Source organism: Streptomyces endophyticus, from assembly GCF_035798155.1.
GTDB lineage: Bacteria > Actinomycetota > Actinomycetes > Streptomycetales > Streptomycetaceae > Streptomyces > Streptomyces endophyticus.
Map to the genome: position 1 here is coordinate 98893 of NZ_JAOZYC010000082.1, position 17737 is coordinate 116629.

Sequence of the window (17737 nt, forward strand, 5' to 3'; positions counted from 1 at the left end):
TGTGCGTTGCCCGGAATGTAGCGAGGTCGTCCCGCTGAGCGGAAGACTCCGTCCAGAATCCGGTCAGTCATCGGCCCCAGATGTGCGCGATTGCCCGTACTTGATCCCCATGTCACTTCATGCGGGTGGCCCATTCCTGCACCTTGGCGATGCGCTGGCGCAGCTGGCCGCCCGTCGCCTCCGCGCTCGGCGGTCCGCCGCACACCCGGCGCAGCTCGGTGTGGACGACACCGTGCGGCTTCCCGCTCTGATGCACGTACGCGCCCACGATGGTGTTCAGCTTCTTGCGCAGCTCCATCAGCTCCTTGTGGGAGACGACGGGGCGGCGGTCGGCGGGCAGCTCCAGGAGGTCGGCCTCGCTGTCCGGCTTCTTCTTGCTGTGCGAGATCTGCCGCGCCTGCCGCTTCTGGAGCAGCATCTGCACCTGGTCGGGTTCGAGGAGGCCGGGGATGCCGAGGTAGTCCTGCTCCTCCTCGCTGCCGGGGTGCGCCTGCATGCCGAACTCGGCGCCGTTGTACATGACCCGGTCGAAGGTGGCCTCGGACTCCAGGGCCTCGAAGGAGAACTGCTCCTGCTCGCCGGTGTCCTCGTCCTGCTCCTTGTTCGCCTCGTCCATCTCCTTCTCGGACTCGGCGTAGGGGTCCTCCTCCTCGTCCTTCTTCGGCTTGTCGAGGACGTGGTCGCGCTCGACCTCCATCTCGTTGGCGAAGCCGAGCAGGTCGGGGACGGTGGGCAGGAAGACGGACGCGGTCTCGCCGCGCCTGCGGGACCGGACGAAACGGCCGACGGCCTGCGCGAAGAAGAGCGGGGTGGAGATCGTGGTGGCGTAGACGCCGACCGCGAGGCGCGGCACGTCGACGCCTTCGGACACCATGCGGACGGCGACCATCCAGCGGTCGTTGCTCGCCGCGAAGTCGTCGATCCGCTTCGAGGCGCCGGTGTCGTCGGAGAGCACCACGGTGGCCTTGCTGCCCGTGATCTCGCGGATCAGCTTCGCGTACGCGCGGGCCGACTCCTGGTCGGAGGCGATGACGAGACCACCCGCGTCCGGGATGCCCTTCCTGACCTCCGTGAGGCGGGCGTCCGCCGCGCGCAGCACGCTCGGCATCCACTCGCCGCGCGGGTCCAGGGCGGTGCGCCAGGCCTGGCTGATGGCGTCCTTCGTCATGGGCTCGCCGAGCCGCGCGGCGATCTCGTCACCGGCCTTCGTGCGCCAGCGCATGTTGCCGCTGTACGAGAGGAAGATGACGGGCCGCACGACGTTGTCGGCGAGGGCGTTGCCGTAGCCGTACGTGTAGTCGGCGGCGGAGCGCCGGATGCCGTCCCTCCCCTCCTCGTACGCGACGAAGGGGATCGGATTGGTGTCGGAGCGGAACGGCGTACCGGTGAGCGCGAGGCGGCGGGTGGCCGGCTCGAAGGCCTCCAGACAGGCCTCGCCCCACGACTTCGAGTCACCGGCGTGGTGGATCTCGTCGAGGATGACGAGCGTCTTGCGCTGCTCGCAGCGGTTGCGGTGCAGCATCGGGCGCACGCCCACACCCGCGTACGTGACGGCGACGCCCTGGTACTCCTTGCTGAGCGGTCCCGCGCTGTACTCGGGGTCCAGCTTGATGCCTATCCGGGCTGCGGCCTCGGCCCACTGCTTCTTCAGGTGCTCGGTCGGCGCGACCACGGTCACCTGCTGCACGACGTGGTGGTGCAGCATCCATGACGCGAGGGTCAGCGCGAACGTGGTCTTGCCGGCGCCCGGGGTCGCGACCGCGAGGAAGTCGCGCGGCTGCTCCTGGATGTACCGGTCCATCGCCCCCTGCTGCCACGCACGCAGCTTGTTGGCGGTGCCCCAGGGGGCGCGGCCGGGGAAGGCGGGTGACAGGTGGGCGGACGAGGCAGAAGGAGTGGCGGATGTAGTAGTCACGGTCTCCGGTTACTCAAAGCTGGACGGCACGGCTACGTATGACAACCGGGCCACCCTACCGGTGCCGAGGTTGACGGGCGCGCCGGGCGAGGCCGGGGGCGGCGTGGTTGGGACGTGTGTCACAGATCAACTGGCGTCCCGGCGCGTCGACTTCTACGGGGAGTCAGGGGTACGTCACCGCTGCGCACGCAGCCGCGAGGCCACCCACACGCCCACGAGCGCGACGGCCGCCATCGGCAGGAACACGGCGGCGAACGCGGCCGGATGCGAGCCCCCGGCCCCCTGCGCGGCGCCGTGCCCGGCCGCCCCCACCGCTCCCCCGCCGAGCGCCGCGAAGGCGGCACCGCCCGCGGCGAGCAGCAGCGCGTTGGAGAGCCCGTCGGAGATCTGGAGCGCGGCGGAATTCGTCCCCGCCTCCTCGGGCGCGGACAGCTGGAGCAGCAGCACGGACGTGGACGAGATCACGAGTCCCATCCCCAGGCAGCCGAAGGCCCAGGCGACGGCCACGGTCCACACGGGCACGGCCGGGATCAGCACGCTCGGCGCCGCGGCGACGGCCGCGGCGACCAGCACCATGCCCCAGGCGACGAGCCGCTCCCGGTACGGCTCGACCCGCGGCCGGGACTGCAGCCACGAGCCCAGCGCCCAGGTGCCGCCGCCCGCGGCGAGCGAGAACCCGGCGAGCGTGGGGCTGAGGCCCCGCTGCGTCACCAGCATCAGCGGCACGAAGGACTCGGCCGCGATGAACGACCCCGCCGAGATCCCGCGCAGCAGCACCACGGACGGCAGCCCGCGCGCGGCCCGGTAGGTGCCGCGGGGCAGCAGCCCGAGCACGGACGGCACGAGGAGGGCGACGCCGACGGCGGCGGGGAGCAGGGACAGCGGCCGCAGGTCCTGGGCGGCGTACTGGAGCAGCCCGGCGCCGGCCGAGATGCCGAGGGCGAGCCGGATCCGGCGCCGGTCGAAGGCGGCGGGGGCGGCGCCGTCGGGCGGTCCGCCGGCCCGGCGGCGCACCTCGGGAAGGGCGAGCGCGAGCGGCAGCACGACGAGCACGGGAATCCCGAGGAACACCCATCGCCAGCCGAGCTGCTCGGTCACGGCCCCGGCCGCCAGCGGCCCGACGATCGACGGCACGACCCAGCTCGCCGCGAACGCCGCCATGATCGCGGGCCGCAGCCGCTCCGGGTAGGCGCGGCTGACCACGACGTAGAGCCCGACGATCACGAGGCCGCCGCCGAGCCCCTGCACGGCCCGTCCGGCGATGAACATCCACATGCTGCCCGCGGTCCCGGCGAGCAGCAGCCCCGCGGCGAAGGCCCCGATCCCGGCGGTGACGGGTCCGAGGGGCCCGCTCCGGTCGGCCCACTGCCCGGCGAGCACCATCCCGAACAGGCTCGTCGTGAAGAAGCCAGAGAACGCGAACGCGTACAGCGACACCCCGTCCAACTCCCGCGCGGCGACGGGCATCGCGGTCCCCACGGCGGTCGCCTCGAAGGCGATGAGCAGCACGACGGTGACGATGCCGATGCTGAGCGCGCGATAGGTGCGGCCGAGGACACCTTCGGTCTCGGAGAGGACGGTGCGGGCGGGGGCGTCGTCACTGACGTCTTCGAGGGCGGCCATGCGGTTCAGAGTAAGGGGCGTTCGGGGCCCTGGCGCCTGTCCGAAGGAGGGTCCGCCGGTGGTCCCTTGGTCGTAGGTCCGGGCGCGTCATGAACGGCGTGTGGCAGTCGTGTTGCGGGGCGCCGGGAGCCCTTGAGTGGCGTGATCGCGGGCACGTAGCTTGGGCAGCGCTTGGCCGTGTGCCCGAGTGGCTGAGGGATTCGCCTGCAAAGCGAAGCACGCCGGTTCGATTCCGGTCACGGCCTCCACGACGAAGGGGCGCCCCGCTTTCCGCGGGGCGCCCCTTCGTCGTGCCTGGAGTGTCACCGAGCTCAGCCGGTCGGCTCCGCCACCGCCGCCTGCGGCCTGATCGGCAGCCGGTTGACCGGGCGGCCCGTCGCCGCGCGGACCGCCGAGGCGACCGCCGCCGGGGACGCGACCACCGGCGCCGCGCTCGCGGACTTCGCGCCGAAGGGGGCGACCACGTCGCGCTCCTCGACCAGGTTGACGATGTGGATGTCGGGGGCGTCGAGCGAGGTGGGCAGGGCGTAGCCGGTCAGGTCGGGGCGGCGGACGATGCCCTTCGGGGTGCGGAGGTTCTCCGTGAGGGCCGCGCCCACGCCCTGGGTGACGCCCGCTTCGATGCGGGCCGCGAGCTGGGCGGGGTTGAGGATCCGGCCGACGTCCTGGGCGACCGCGAGTTCGACCACGCGCACCGAGCCGAGCTCCACGTCCACGTCCACCACCGCGCGGATCGCGCAGAAGGCCATGCCGACGAAGGCGTCGCCCTGCCCTGTGGCGTCCAGCGGTTCGGTCGGGTGCGGGCGGCACTGGGCGGTGGCCCACAACTCCTTGCCGTCCATGGCCTCTTCGACGGTCGTCGAGAGCACGCCGTCGTACGACGTGATCTTGCCGTCGGCGATCTGCAGCAGCTCCGTGGACATGCCGAACTTGTGCGCCAGGGGCTGGAGGAGCTGGGTGCGGACCATCTTGGCCGCCCGCTCCACCGCTCCGCCCGACACCCACGTGTTCCGGCCCCGGCAACCGGGGCCCGCCGGCGGCTGGTCCGTGTCGACCGGCGCCACGTGGACTTCCTCGATGCCGAGCGTCTCCTGGACGATCTGGCGGGCGAGCGTGGCGAAGCCCTGGCCCGTCTCCACCGCGGCACAGATGACCGTCGCGACGCCGCCCTGGACCTTCACCGTGGCCGTGGAGACCTCGTCCGTGCCCTCCGCGCCCAGCATGTGCACCATGCCGATGCCGTAGCCGACGCCGCGGCGGACCGCGGCCGGTTCACCGACACCCTCGGGCCCACCGGGGAGCAGCCAGTCCCCCTCCGGCGTGTCCTTGGGAAGCGGCGGGAGCGGGAAGTCCCTTACGGAGGACAGCAGTTCGGCCACGGGCGCCGGGCACGTCACCGTCTGCCCCGTCGGGAGGATGTCGCCGGTCGCCAGGACATTGCGCAGCCGCAGTTCGGCCGGGTCGACGCCCAGCTTCTTCGCGAGCTTGTCCATCTGCGCCTCGTACGCGGCGCAGACCTGGAGCGCGCCCTCTCCCCGTACGTGTCCCGAGGGCGGGTTGTTCGTCCGTACCGCCCAGCCCTCGATGGAGGCGTGCGGCACCACGTAGGGGCCGCAGGCGAAGGACACCGCCGCCGCGAGCGCGTCGGACGACGTGTCCGCGTACGCGCCCGCGTCCAGCAGGATCTGGGCCTCCACCTTGACCAACCGGCCTTCGGCGTCCGCGTGGTGGCGGTAGCGCAGGAGGGTGGGGTGCCGGTGCGGGTGGCCGAGGAAGGACTCCTCGCGGGACGCCGCCAGCTTGACCGGGCAGCCGGTGTGCAGGGCGAGCAGGCCCAGCGGGAGGTGGAAGCTCGGGTCCTCCCGGTCGGCCGTCGCGCCGGGCACGCCGGTGACGACGACCTTCACGCGCTCGCGCTCCAGGCCGTAGCGGGCCGCCGCGAGGTCGCGGTCGCCGTGCGGGTCGGTGGAGGCGATGTAGAGCTCGACGCCGCCGTCGGGGCGCGGCACCGCGAGGCCTGCCTCCGCGCCGATCGGCGCCGGGTCCTGGCGGCCGATGCGGTAGAGGCCCTCGACGATGACCTCGCCCGTCGCCTCGGCGTCGCCGTGCTGGAGCGGGATGTGGCGGATCAGGTTGCCGTCGGGGTGCAGGGGCTCCGCGCCGAAGGACTGCTCGGGGTCCGTGACCGGGTCGAGGACCTCGTACTCGACGACGATCGCGGCCGCGGCCATGCGCGCCGTGTCCGGGTGGTCGGCCGCCACGGCCGCGAGCGCCTCTCCGTGGTGGCGCACCACTTCGGAGGCGAACATCGGGCGGTCCGACGCGCGGTGTCCGGACAACGGGCCGCCGGGGACGTCCTCGTGCGTGACGACCGCGAGGACGCCGGGCATCTCGCGCGCGTGGCTGGTGTCGATGCTCACCACGCGCGCGTGTGCGTGCGGGGAGCGCAGGATCGACGCCCAGAGCAGGCCCTCGGCCCACAGGTCGGCGGCGTACGGGAACGTGCCCTCCGCCTTGGCGTGCGCCTCCTCCGAGGGGAGCGACATACCGAGGCCGTGCGGGAAGCTCTGCGCTTCCGGGGTGGCGGGTGCCGAGGAGGGCGTGGCCGTCTCGTTCGTCATGCCTGGCCTCCGTCCTGGAAGTCCTGCGGGTTCTGGATGCCCTCGGTCGCCAACGGGCCCGCCTGGCGCGGGATCAGCCGCTCCTCCGCGCCGCCCTCGGCCGACGGGGCCTCGGTGGCGGCGTCCGCCGCCGCCCGCCGCTCGTCGGCCACCTGGCGCACCGCGTCCACGACGCCCCGGTATCCGGAGCAGCGGCACAGGTTGCCGCACAGCGCCTGGCGGGTCTCCAGGGCGGTCGGGTTCGGGTTGCCCTCCAGGAGGTCGTGCGCCGTCATCGCCATGCCGGGGACGCAGAAGCCGCACTGCACCGCACCGCACCCGGCCAGCGCCCGCTGCACGTCGGAGGGGCGGCCGTCGGTGGCGAGGCCCTCGACCGTACGGACCTCACTGCCCGCGGTGGTCGCCGCCGGCACCAGGCAGGAGGCCACGAGGCGGCCGTCCACCTGTACGTTGCACGCGCCGCACTCGCCCTGTGAGCAGCCGTCCTTGGCGCCCGCGAGCCCGAGGCGCTCGCGCAGCACGTACAGCAGCGACTCGCCGATCCAGGCGTCCGTGACGGGGCGGTCCGCGCCGTTGACCCGCAGGACGTAGCTGGCCAGGGGGTGGTTGTCGTGGAGCGGGGGGTGGGCGGGAGCCTCGTCCTCCGGCTCCTCCGGAGCACCGTCGGCCTCGACCTCGGGCGCAGGGTCCGGCAATTCAAGCCCCGCACTTGGACGAGAGGCCGCGGGGTCCGGGGCGGAGCCCTGCGGCGCAGGCTCGGTCGGCTGCTCCGGGCGGTCGACCGAAGGCTCCTGGACCTCGGGCTGCGCCCACGGCGCGGCCGCACCGCCCGGCAGCGTCGCGGGCGGCGTGTGCCCACCCCACTGCTGACCCGCCACCACGGAGGCGGTGAACTCACCCGATTCGTCCGGAAGTTCCCCTTCGGCCAGCGGGACGGACCACTGCCCGGTCTGCCCATGGTGAGGCGCCTGCTCCACGGGGTCGGCCGCAACGGACTCCACCCCACCGCCGGAGGCACCCGCCCCCGGACCGACCAGGTTCTCCGGCAGCACCCACACGCCGGTCGCCGCGGGGTCGGTCGCGGCGGCACCCGTGGCCGGGCTCACCGTTATCGGCGGCGGCACATAGCCGTGGCCCGGCGCCTCCAGCGGCGCCGCGTCCGGGAAGCCCTCGGGGGGCAGTTGCACGAAGGCCGTGGCGTCGGAGTCGTACTCGCCCTGGGGTACCGGCTCCCAGCCGTCGGGTCCGGGGTACTCGTTCGTCACGACAGCGCCCTCCCAAGTGCACGTCGGGCCAGCACGGCGACGGTGCGACGCAGATGCAGTACGGCGGGCGGCAGCTGCTGTTGCGTGCCGTCCGGGGCGGGGTCCGGGTCGGGGACGCAGGCCGCGGCGACGTATTCACCGAAGGCGTGCACGGCCTCCGGCACGAGGGCGCCGCGATTGCCGTCCCAGTCGATGAGCGAGGCCACCCACTGCTCGGCCTCCAGGGGCCGCAGCGGCATCGGCGCGATGGCCCCGACGGCGCAGCGCACGCCGCGCCGCGCCGGGTCGAGGACGAGCGCGACGGAGGCCATGGCGCGCCCCGGGCCGGTACGCCCGGTCGCCTTCAGGAAGACCTGCGGCGCGTGCAGCAGGGGCACGCGCACGAAGCCGATCAGCTCGCCGGGGGCGAGCATCTCCATGCCGGCCAGCAGGTGCGAGACCGGCACTTCGCGTCTCGCGCCGCCCGGTCCCGCGATGATCAACGTGGCTTCCAGCGCGGCCAGTACGGGCAGCGTGTCGCCCGCGGGGGCGCCGGACGCGATGTTGCCGCCGAGCGTGGCGGCGTTGCGGATCTGGGGCGGTCCCGCGGCCCGCGCGGCGGCGGCGAGGCCGGGGATCAGCGCGGCGAAGTCGGGGCGGCCGATGCGCGCGTGGGTGAGGCCCGCGCCGAGCAGCGCGTTCCCGTCCTGGTACTGCCAGCCGCGGATCTCGCTGATCCGGCCGAGCCCGATGAGGGCGGCAGGGCGCAGTCCACCCGCGTTGACCTGGGCCATGAGGTCCGTGCCTCCGGCCACCGGTACGGCGGCGGGCATGGCGGCGAGCGCCGCGACGGCCTCGTCCAGCGAACCCGGAAGTACCGCGGCCTGTGTCGTCGCCTGCGGTGCGTGCGTGGTCAAACCGGCTGCCCCTTCCCGATGTCCGGCCGCGTGCCTGGCAACGGCTCCGGTCCCCGCGTGGTCCGCGCGTGACCGCCGTTCCCGCCGTTACGCCTGTTCCGCCGTACGGTACGTGCTGACAGGCCGGAGGTGGCAACTCTGGCACATCTTCCTTCCGGCCCGGAGAGGGGGTCCGGTAGGAGGCATTCGCCCCTTCCACCTCACGGATGACCGATATCGCACCAGATCACCGGTGGGGGCGAATTGGCACTCTGCGCCTACGTATGAGGTGAGGTGCGCGGTGACGGGCAGCCGTCGCCGCCGCACAAGCTCACACGTTCGGGGGTTCCCCTTCGAAGGGACGTCCGAGCACTCCCGGTCGCCGCTGCCAGGGCAACGGGCCGCCCGGCGGCCGGTAGCCGACGCCCAGGGCGTCAAGTCGCCGGTAGTGCGCGGCCATTCGGCGCTCGAAGTCCGCGAAGTCCCGCGCGCCGGGTTCGGGCAGCTCGCTCCACGCGACCTCGCTGAAGGCGGAAAGCCGCGGATACACCTGGTAGTCGAGGCGCTGCTCGTCCTCCGTCACCTCGGTCCACACGTTGGCCTGCGCGCCGAGGACGTGCCGCGCCTCCTGCTCGCTCAGCTGCGGGGGGACCGGTTCGAAGCGGTAGACGTTCTCCAGGGTCCGTACGTAGCCGATGGGGACCGGTTCCTCGTCCCCGGGCGCCTGGCGGTAGTTCAAGTAGACCTGCTGCTCGGGGCACATGACGACGTCGTGGCCCGCCCTCGCCGCGGTGATGCCGCCCTCGTAGCCGCGCCAGGAGGAGACCGTGGCACCGGGCGCGAGGCCGCCTTCGAGGATCTCGTCCCAGCCGACGAGGCGCCGGCCGCGCGCGCCGAGCCAGGTGTCGAAGTGCCGGATGAACCAGGACTGGAGCTCGTCCTCGTCGGCCAACCCCAGTTCCTTGATGCGGGCCTGGGCGGTGGGCGACTGCCTCCACTGGTCCTTGGGGCACTCGTCGCCCCCTACGTGGATGAAGGTCGACGGGAACAGGTCGAGGAGTTCCTCGAAGACGCCCTCGTAGAAGCGGAGGGTGGTGTCAGTGGGGGCGAGTACGTTCGGATTGACGCCCCAGGTGTCCCAGACGGGGAGGGAAGACGTGTCGACGACATCACTGTTGCCGAGTTCCGGATACGCGTGGATGGCGGCCTGCGAGTGGCCCGGCAGGTCGATCTCGGGGACGACCGCGATATGCAGCGCGTCGGCGTAGGCGACGATTTCGCGGATGTCGTCCTGGGTGTAGAAACCGCCGTGCGGCTTGTCCTCCCACAACTCCGAGGCCCGGTGGCCGAATTTCGTCCGTGACCGCCAGGAGGCGGACTCCGTCAGCTTCGGATGGCGCTTGATCTCGACGCGCCAGCCCTGGTCGTCGGTGAGGTGGAAGTGCAGGACGTTGAGCTTGTGGGCGGCCATCAGGTCGAGTTGGCGCAGCACTCCGGCCTTCGGCGTGAAGTGCCGGGCGACGTCGAGCATCATGCCGCGCCAGCGGAAGCGGGGCGCGTCGTCGACGGTGACGTGCGGGACGGTCCAGGCGCGCCCGGGCAGGGGCGCGCGGCGATAGGCGTCGGGGCCCAGGAGTTGACGCAGCGTCTGGGCGCCCCAGAAGACGCCTGCCGCGGATCCGCCCTCGATCGTGACGCCCGCGTCCGTCACGCGCAGCCGGTAGCCCTCCGGTTCGAGGGAGGCGTCGATGCGCAGGACGACGGCGTCGTCGGCGGCGTCGGCGGCGTCGGCCTTGGGCGGCAGGGCGAGACCGGTCGCCGCGCCGAGTGTCGCGCGCAGCCAGCGCGCGGTGCCCTGGGTCCCCTCCCCCGCGGCGATGCCGGTGCGGTCACCGAACGTGTGGCGGCCTTCCCCCGAGCGCGTCAGCCGACCGGGTGCGGGGATGAGATCCATGCCGGGAGGCTAAGAGGACTGGACCAATTCGCGCAATGGTGGGGCGGACACGCGAGACCCCGGGCATGCGTCACCGCACACCCGGGGTCACCGGGAAGGCTCACCGGGAAAGGAGAGGAGGGGCCGCCTACTTGTCCTTGCCGCCGCCGTCCTTGCCGCCCTTGTCCTTGTCGCCGCCGGCGCCCATGGACTCGTAGATCTCCTTGCACATGGGACACACGGGGTACTTCTTCGGGTCACGGCCCGGCACCCACACCTTGCCGCAGAGCGCGACGACGGGCGTGCCGTCCAGCGCGCTCGCCATGATCTTGTCCTTCTGGACGTAGTGGGCGTAGCGCTCGTGATCGCCGTCGCCACTCGACGTCTGTGGCGTCGGCTCTACGAGGGTCCCCGTACCTGTCCCGCGCTCGGGCTCAAGAGTGCTCATAACCGCCAAGGGTACTTAAGCCCGCCCCGTGCCGGAACGAGGTCAGTTGAGCGAGGGATCGTCCGGATACGTGGCCACCATCGCCAGTTCGCCGCGCTGGCGCCGCAGGACCGCGCGCCACAGCCCCTCGGGCCGGGTCGCCGAGACGTCCCCCGGCTCCGACTCGACGACGTACCAGGCGCCCTCGGTCAGTTCGTCCTCCAGCTGACCCGGGCCCCAGCCCGCGTAGCCGGCGAAGATCCGCAGGGAGCCGAGCGCCGCCGCGAGCAGCTCCGGCGGGGCCTCCAGGTCGACGAGGCCGATCGCCCCGTGCACCCGGCGCCAGCCGAGGGGCGCCTCCCGCTCGTCGTCGCCGGGGATGACCGCGACGCCGAGCGCCGAGTCGAGCGAGACCGGGCCGCCCTGGAACACGACACCCGGCTCGCCGGCCAGATCGCCCCAGCCCTCCAGGATGTCTCCGACGTCCACCGGCGTCGGCCGGTTCAGCACGACGCCGAGCGAGCCCTCCTCGTCGTGGTCGAGGAGCAGCACGACCGCCCGGTCGAAATTCGGGTCCGCGAGGGCGGGTGTGGCCACGAGCAGCCGCCCTGTGAGCGAGGACACCTCGGTCATGCGTGACATGATCCCGCATCCGGGCGCCGTAGGGGGAGCCAAGCGCAACAACCGCGTGAACGCAGCTCAGGGCGCGGGGAAGTGGAAGATGCGCACTTCACAAAACCGTCACGCTTTGTGCTTTCGTCGGCGCGCTTCGTGTTGTAGCGAACTCATGACGCTCCCTGGCCCCCACGGGCATACGAATATCGGGCCGACCCCCCTTACCCTTGAGCCTGGCCCTGCCCTTCTCTTCGGAACGCGAGATTCATGACCGTCACCGACGATGTCCTCCTTGTCCACGGCGGAACCCCGCTTGAGGGCGAGATCCGTGTCCGCGGCGCGAAGAACCTCGTGCCCAAGGCCATGGTCGCGGCGATCCTCGGCAGTGCGCCGAGTCGGCTGCGCAATGTCCCGGACATCCGCGACGTACGCGTCGTACGCGGCCTGCTGCAGCTGCACGGCGTGACGGTCGGCCCCGGTGAGGAACCGGGCGAGCTGGTGATGGACCCCTCGCACGTGGAGTCGGCGAACGTGGCCGACATCGACGCGCACGCGGGCTCCTCCCGCATCCCGATCCTGCTGTGCGGCCCGCTGCTGCACCGCATCGGCCACGCCTTCATCCCGGGCCTCGGCGGCTGCGACATCGGCGGCCGTCCCGTCGACTTCCACTTCGAGGTGCTCCGCCAGTTCGGCGCGACGATCGAGAAGCGGGCGGACGGCCAGTACCTGGAGGCCCCGCAGCGCCTGCGCGGCACGAAGATCCGCCTCCCCTACCCCTCCGTGGGCGCCACCGAGCAGGTCCTGCTCACGGCCGTCCTCGCCGAGGGCGTCACGGAGCTCTCGAACGCGGCCGTGGAGCCGGAGATCGAGGACCTGATCTGCGTCCTGCAGAAAATGGGCGCGATCATCGCGATGGACACCGACCGCACCATCCGCGTCACCGGCGTGGACAAGCTCGGCGGCTACACGCACCGCGCCCTCTCGGACCGCCTGGAGGCGGCCTCCTGGGCGTCGGCGGCGCTCGCCACGCACGGCGACATCTACGTCCGCGGCGCACAGCAGCGCTCGATGATGACGTTCCTCAACACGTACCGGAAGGTCGGCGGCGCCTTCGAGATCGACGACGACGGCATCCGCTTCTGGCACCCCGGCGGCCAGCTGAAGTCGATCGCGCTGGAGACGGACGTCCACCCCGGCTTCCAGACGGACTGGCAGCAGCCGCTGGTCGTGGCGCTCACGCAGGCCACGGGCCTCTCGATCGTCCACGAGACGGTCTACGAGTCGCGCCTCGGCTTCACGTCCGCGCTGAACCAGATGGGCGCGCACATCCAGCTCTACCGCGAGTGCCTCGGCGGTTCCAACTGTCGCTTCGGGCAGCGCAACTTCCTGCACTCGGCGGTCGTCTCGGGGCCCACGAAGCTGGAGGGCGCCGACCTGGTCATCCCCGACCTCCGCGGCGGCTTCTCGTACCTGATCGCGGCGCTGGCGGCCCAGGGCACGAGCCGTGTCCACGGGATCGACCTGATCAACCGCGGCTACGAGAACTTCATGGAGAAGCTCGTGGAGCTCGGCGCGAAGGTCGAGCTTCCCGGCAAGGCACTCGGCTAGCCGCCGCGCCCCTAAAAGCAAAAAGAACGGCCTCCCGGAAGAATCCGGGAGGCCGTTCTTGCGCCTAGGACTTACTTACCCTTGGCGGCTTCCTTGAGCTTCGAGCCCGCGGAGACCTTCACGCTGTAGCCGGCCGGGATGTTGATCGGCTCGCCGGTCTGCGGGTTACGAGCGGTGCGAGCGGCACGGTGGGTGCGCTCGAAGGTCAGGAAGCCGGGGATGGTGACCTTCTCGTCGCCCTTGGCAACGATCTCGCCGACGGTCTCGGCGAACGCGGCCAGCACGGCGTCGGCGTCCTTGCGAGTCACCTCGGCGCGGTCGGCCAGCGCGGCCACCAGCTCACTGCGGTTCATGTTTGTACTCCCGTGTTCTTCTTGCCGTTGAGGCGTGCCACGCGGCCAGGCCGCGTGTTGGGCAACAGCAAAGTTGATGCTGCCAGGGTCTCGGTCAGGCCCAGGACCCGGGTCCGTCGTCCAGACCCTTGCGCCTGAAGAGGCATCCTGCCCCTACCCACGGCGGTAAAGCCAATCCGGCACCCCTTGGGGTCACACGGAAAGAGCCACCGCACCGGTTGCAGGGGCGGGCCGGGGGCCTGTTTCCCGGCCAGCCTATGGGGCCCGCGGGCCCCGTAAACCGCGACGCGCCGGTAATCAGGCGGTCGTGGCCCCTGTCACAGCCACTCCGGCTGCTTTCGCGGCGTCGCGGACGGCGCCCGCGACGGCTCCAGCGACCTTGTCGTTGAAGACGCTCGGAATGATGTAGTTCGGGTTAAGTTCGTCCTCGGTGACCACGTCGGCCAGGGCCTTCGCGGCCGCCAGCATCATCTCCGTGTTGACCGTGCGCGACTGGGCGTCGAGCAGGCCGCGGAAGACGCCGGGGAAGACCAGCACGTTGTTGATCTGGTTCGGGAAGTCGGAGCGGCCCGTGGCCACGACCGCCGCCGTCTGGCGGGCGATCGCCGGGTCGACCTCCGGGTCCGGGTTCGCGAGCGCGAACACGATGGCACCCTCGGCCATCGCGGCCACGTCGTCGCCGTTCAGCACGTTCGGGGCCGAGACGCCGATGAACACGTCCGCGCCGACGACCGCTTCCTTCAGCGTGCCGGTCAGGCCCTCGGGGTTGGTGTTGTCGGCGATCCAGCGCAGCGGCGAGTCGCTGTCGGCGTCCTTCAGGTCCTCGCGGCCCGCGTGCACGACACCGTGGATGTCGGCCACGACGGCGTTCTTGACGCCCGCCGCGAGCAGCAGCTTGAGGATGGCCGTACCGGCGGCACCGGCGCCCGACATGACGACGCGGATGTCGCCCATGTCCTTGCCCGCCACCCGCAGCGCGTTGGTCAGCGCGGCGAGCACCACGATCGCGGTGCCGTGCTGGTCGTCGTGGAAGACCGGGATGTCCAGGGCCTCACGCAGCCGGGCCTCGATCTCGAAGCAGCGGGGCGCCGAGATGTCCTCGAGGTTGATGCCCGCGAAGCCGGGGGCGATGGCCTTGACGATCTGGACGATGGCGTCGGTGTCCTGGGTGTCCAGGCAGATCGGCCACGCGTCGATGTCGGCGAAGCGCTTGAAGAGGGCCGCCTTGCCCTCCATGACCGGCATGGCGGCCATCGGGCCGATGTTGCCGAGGCCGAGCACCGCGGAGCCGTCGGTGACGACCGCGACGGTGTTGCGCTTGATGGTCAGACGCCGGGCGTCCTCGGGGTTCTCCGCGATCGCCATGCACACGCGGGCCACGCCCGGCGTGTAGACCATGGACAGGTCGTCACGGTTGCGGATGGGGTGCTTGGACTGCATCTCGATCTTGCCGCCGAGGTGCATGAGGAACGTACGGTCGGAGACCTTCCCGAGCGTGACGCCCTCGATGCCGCGGAGCTCTTCGACGATCTCGTCCGCGTGGGACGTCGACGTGGCCGCGATCGTGACGTCGATCCGGAGCTTCTCGTGACCGGAAGCGGTGACGTCGAGGCCGGTCACCGAGCCGCCGGAGGACTCCACGGCGGTGGTCAGCTGCGAGACGGCGTTACCGCCCGCGGGGACCTCCAACCGGACCGTCATCGAGTAGGAGACGCTGGGCGCCGTTGCCATGGCCGACTTCCTCTGCTTTCACCGTGTAGCTGTTGCTGTCCGATGGTCCCACCTACCGGTGAGTACGTGGTAGTCGCATCGGGTTTTGAAGCTAACGTTCATTCGTCTTTTGGAAAGTAGTTTCCACCATACGAGAAGCAGGGGGAAACGGGAAGAGGGAACAGAACGAGGCCCACGTCACGGAAGTGACGTGGGCCTCGCCTCACATTCATGACACCGACCCGCCATGCTCGCCTCGCGGCAAGTGGTCCCTCTAAGGGACGATGGTTGGGCCCGGGGGCTTGGATCGAGCCGGTGCCGTCATCAACGGTAACACCGGAGACTGCAGGGGCAAGGGTCAGTCGCGGAGCAGGTCCGGCACCCCGTTCCCGTCCGGTTCGTCGCGTTCTCCGGAGACCACCGTGAGCTGCTGCGTGGCGCGGGTCAGGGCGACGTACAGGACGCGTAGGCCCGCCGGGGACTCGTCGGCGATCTCGGCCGGGGAGACCACGATCGTGGCGTCGTACTCCAGACCCTTGGCCTCCAGGGAGCCGAGCGCCACGACGCGCTCGCCGAGCCCGGAGAGCCAGCGGGCCGCCTCGTCCCTGCGATTCATCGCCACGACCACGCCGACGGTGCCGTCGACCTGCTCCAGGAGCCGGGCCGCCTCGGCCCTGACGGTGTCCGCGGCCTTCTCCCGTACAACCTCGAAGCGCGGCTGAATACCCGTCGAGCGGACCGCCGATGGGGACTCGGAGCCGGGCATCGCGAGCGCCAGGACCTTCGCTGCCAGCTCGGCGATCTCGGACGGGTTGCGATAGTTCACGGTTAGCGTGAAGTGGCGGCGGGGCCGGGAGCCGAGGGCCTCGTCGCGGGCGGCGCCCGCCTCGTCCGGGTCGGACCACGAGGACTGGGCGGGGTCGCCGACGATCGTCCACGTCGCGTGCCGGCCGCGGCGGCCGACCATCCGCCACTGCATCGGCGTGAGGTCCTGCGCCTCGTCGACGATGACGTGCGCGTACTCGGTGCGCTCCTGGGCGAGGCGCTCGGCGCGCTCGCGCTGGGACTCCTCGCGCTGCGGCATCAGCTCTTCCAGGCCGGTGAGCTGGTCGAGCGGGTCGTACTCGCGCCGCTTCTTCGGGCGGGCCGGGGCGCCGAGGACGGCGGTCAACTCGTCGAGCAGGGCGACGTCGTGGACCGAGAGGGCGTCACGGCGCAGCGACCTGGCGAGCCTGCGGATCTCGCCGGGGTTGAGGATGCGGCGGGCCCAGCGGCCCAGGCGCCGCTCGTCGGACATGGCGGACAGGACCGCGCGGGGCGTCAGCTCCGGCCACCACGCGTCGAGGAAGCGGAGGAACTCGTCCTCGCTCGTGACGTCCTCGTCGAAGGAGGAGCGCAGCTCGGCCGCCAGCTCGGGGTCGGAGTGCCGGCTTCCGGCGCCCGACTGGTCCCAGAGCGCGTCGAGGAGCAGCTTGCGGGCGCGCGGGCGCAGGTGGTTGACGGGGGCGGTGCCGCCGAGGGCGGACTGCCGGATCCGGTTCAGCCGGTCCGCGTCCAGCTCGAGGCGGCGGCCGAAGGCGACGACACGCAGGCGTGTCGGGGTCTCCGTAGGACCGGCCTCGGGCTCGTCGTCGTCGCCGAACGCGAGCTGCTCCTGGACGGCGGACCGCCCCGGGCGTCCCGACTCCAGTGCGCCGCGTGCCGCCTTCCGCAGCACCCGCAGCATCCGCGACGAGCCCTTGACCCGGGCCACCGCCGGGGAGTCGTAGACCGTGGCCTCCGCGCCGTCGACCAGCGAGCCGACCGCGCGGATCGCGACCTGGCCCTCCTCGCCGAGCGAGGGCAGCACGCCCTCGGTGTAGGCGACCAGGAGCGGCGTCGGCGAGACGATCAGGATGCCGCCCGAGTAGCGGCGCCTGTCCTGGTACAGCAGGTACGCGGCGCGGTGCAGCGCCACCGCCGTCTTGCCGGTACCCGGGCCACCCTCGACGTAGGTCACGGACGCGGCGGGGGCCCGGATGACCTGGTCCTGCTCGGCCTGGATGGAGGCGACGATGTCGCGCATCGAGTGGCTGCGGGCCTGGCCGAGGGCGGCCATCAGCGCGCCGTCACCGATCGCGGGCAGCCGCTCGCCGTCCAGGTACGCGGTCAGCTCCGGACGCATCAGGTCGTCCTCGACACCGAGCACCTTGCGGCCCTTGGAGCGGATGACGCGGCGCCGCACCACCCGGCCGGGGTCGACCGGCGTGGAGCGGTAGAAGGGGGCGGCGGCCGGGGCGCGCCAGTCGATGACGAGCGGCGAGTAGTCCGCGTCGAGCACGCCGATACGGCCGATGTGCAGCGTCTCGGCGATGTCGGCCGTGTTGTCCTCCCGGACGGTGCCGTCGGCCGGCTCGAGCGCCGTGTACGCGCCGTCCGGGCCCTTCTTGCCGTCCTTGCCCTGGAGCAGGTCGATACGGCCGAAGAGGAAGTCCTCGAACTCGTTGTTGAGGCGGTTGAGGTGGATGCCCGCGCGGAAGACCTGCGCGTCGCGCTCGGCGAGCGCTCCGGGCGTGCCGACCTGGCCGCGCTTGGTGGCGTCCTCCATCAGGAACTCGGCCTCGTGGATCTTCTCCTCGAGGCGTCGGTAGACGGCGTCGAGATGATTCTGTTCGACACCGAGCTCGCGGTCGCGGACCGAATCCGCGGCCTCGTCCCGACCTGGGTTCGAATCCGATTTCACCGCTGAATCGTGCGGAGCCTGAGCGGCCACCGGGCCCCCTTCTGACGTGCTGGGCAGCCGTCAAAGGTAC

General features: G+C 71.8%; 12 protein-coding genes and 1 tRNA gene. 2 read left to right on the top strand and 11 right to left on the bottom strand.

The annotated features are described in order from the left end of the window. Positions 1-112: 112 nt before the first annotated feature. Together OKJ99_RS10615 and OKJ99_RS10620 are read right to left on the bottom strand one after the other, a co-directional pair. Entirely contained in the window at positions 113-1915 is a 1803-nt protein-coding gene (locus OKJ99_RS10615; RefSeq protein WP_326015635.1) for a DEAD/DEAH box helicase, read from the bottom strand. Between the two features lie 174 nt (positions 1916-2089). Further along, on the bottom strand, positions 2090-3538 hold the full coding sequence (locus tag OKJ99_RS10620; RefSeq protein WP_326015636.1) for an MFS transporter: 1449 nt from the start codon (positions 3536-3538) through the stop codon (positions 2090-2092). A gap of 173 nt (positions 3539-3711) precedes the next feature. Between OKJ99_RS10620 and OKJ99_RS10625 the strand changes: the two genes are divergently transcribed. Next, positions 3712-3786: transfer RNA gene (locus OKJ99_RS10625), tRNA-Cys, on the top strand. A 63-nt stretch (positions 3787-3849) separates the two neighbouring features. Here the strand turns inward: OKJ99_RS10625 and OKJ99_RS10630 are convergent. The 6 genes from OKJ99_RS10630 to OKJ99_RS10655 all read right to left on the bottom strand — a co-directional run bounded on the left by OKJ99_RS10630 (position 3850) and on the right by OKJ99_RS10655 (position 11292). Beyond that, complete coding sequence (locus OKJ99_RS10630) at positions 3850-6159, bottom strand: xanthine dehydrogenase family protein molybdopterin-binding subunit (protein ID WP_326015638.1); 2310 nt, start codon at positions 6157-6159, stop codon at positions 3850-3852. Continuing rightward, positions 6156-7283 (bottom strand): (2Fe-2S)-binding protein, encoded by a 1128-nt coding sequence (locus OKJ99_RS10635; RefSeq protein ID WP_407700670.1) that lies wholly within the window; start codon positions 7281-7283, stop codon positions 6156-6158. Before OKJ99_RS10635 ends, OKJ99_RS10630 begins: the two co-directional genes overlap by 4 nt. Positions 7284-7420: 137 nt before the next feature. Continuing rightward, positions 7421-8320 (bottom strand): FAD binding domain-containing protein, encoded by a 900-nt coding sequence (locus tag OKJ99_RS10640; protein ID WP_326015641.1) that lies wholly within the window; start codon positions 8318-8320, stop codon positions 7421-7423. Positions 8321-8630: 310 nt separating this feature from the next. Beyond that, positions 8631-10253: a beta-N-acetylhexosaminidase gene (locus tag OKJ99_RS10645; RefSeq protein ID WP_326015643.1), complete on the bottom strand. Its 1623-nt coding sequence runs from the start codon at positions 10251-10253 to the stop codon at positions 8631-8633. A 127-nt stretch (positions 10254-10380) separates the two neighbouring features. Then, entirely contained in the window at positions 10381-10680 is a 300-nt protein-coding gene (locus OKJ99_RS10650) for a DUF3039 domain-containing protein (protein ID WP_326015644.1), read from the bottom strand. A gap of 42 nt (positions 10681-10722) precedes the next feature. Continuing rightward, on the bottom strand, positions 10723-11292 hold the full coding sequence (locus tag OKJ99_RS10655) for a YqgE/AlgH family protein (RefSeq protein ID WP_326015645.1): 570 nt from the start codon (positions 11290-11292) through the stop codon (positions 10723-10725). A gap of 249 nt (positions 11293-11541) precedes the next feature. Between OKJ99_RS10655 and murA the strand changes: the two genes are divergently transcribed. After that, a complete protein-coding gene (gene murA / locus OKJ99_RS10660; protein ID WP_326015647.1) occupies positions 11542-12882 on the top strand; it encodes a UDP-N-acetylglucosamine 1-carboxyvinyltransferase in 1341 nt (446 codons plus the stop codon). 71 nt (positions 12883-12953) lie between these two features. Here the strand turns inward: murA and OKJ99_RS10665 are convergent, their stop codons facing one another. From OKJ99_RS10665 to OKJ99_RS10675, 3 genes are all read right to left on the bottom strand, one after another. Next, the gene (locus OKJ99_RS10665) at positions 12954-13235 is read right to left on the bottom strand and encodes an HU family DNA-binding protein (RefSeq protein WP_016645140.1); all 282 of its coding nucleotides are present in this window, start codon (positions 13233-13235) and stop codon (positions 12954-12956) included. Between the two features lie 297 nt (positions 13236-13532). Then, positions 13533-14966 (bottom strand): NAD-dependent malic enzyme, encoded by a 1434-nt coding sequence (locus OKJ99_RS10670; protein WP_326015648.1) that lies wholly within the window; start codon positions 14964-14966, stop codon positions 13533-13535. A gap of 337 nt (positions 14967-15303) precedes the next feature. Further along, positions 15304-17697, bottom strand: coding sequence for a HelD family protein (locus OKJ99_RS10675; RefSeq protein WP_407700667.1), 2394 nt, complete (start codon positions 17695-17697; stop codon positions 15304-15306). Positions 17698-17737 lie beyond the last annotated feature (40 nt).